The organism is Kitasatospora sp. MY 5-36 (assembly GCF_001182915.1).
GTDB lineage: Bacteria > Actinomycetota > Actinomycetes > Streptomycetales > Streptomycetaceae > Kitasatospora.
The window spans coordinates 1-591 of record NZ_LFVW01001414.1 but is presented as its reverse complement, the minus strand read 5'-3'; the positions used below and the strand labels follow the sequence as shown (position 1 = coordinate 591).

Below are 591 nucleotides of genomic sequence, written 5' to 3'. Positions count from 1 at the left end.
CGCGATCCCGTCCGTCCCGACCCGGCAGCAGCCGCCCACCAGCCGCGCGCCGTCCGCGAGCCAGCCGCCCACCCGGGCCGAGCGGAAGGTCGGCTCGCCGCGCCAGCCCCGGCGGCCGGCGTCCCAGCTCTCCCCGCTGTTCGGGTAGACCACCACCGGCTTCCCGGTCACCTCGGCGGCCACCGCCACCGCCCGGTCCGCGTCCTGCGGCGTGCAGCAGTTGACGCCCACCGCGACCACCTCGTCCACGTCGGCGGCCAGCGCGAACGCCTCCGCCAGCGGCTGTCCGGCCCTGGTCCGGTCGCCCTCGATGCTGTACGACAACCAGGCCGGCACCCCAAGCCCGCGCACCAGCCCCAGCAGCGCCCGCGCCTCGTCCACGTCCGGCACCGTCTCCAGCGCCAGCACGTCCGGCCGGGCCGCCGCCAGCACCTCCAGCCGCGGCCGGTGGAAGTCCGCCAGCTCCGCGACGCCCAGCCCGTACCGGCCCCGGTACTCCGAGCCGTCCGCCAGCACCGCCCCGTACGGGCCCACCGAGGCCGCCACCCAGCGCCGCCGCCCGCCCGGCTCCGGGCGCGCCGCCTCCCGGGC

Annotated in this window: 1 protein-coding gene; it reads right to left on the bottom strand. The window is 79.5% G+C overall.

Translation table 11 applies throughout. From position 1 onward, the window contains the following. Nucleotides 1-591 (bottom strand): homocysteine S-methyltransferase (gene mmuM, locus AE652_RS42725; protein ID WP_049661764.1); only part of this gene is annotated, 591 nt, incomplete at both ends.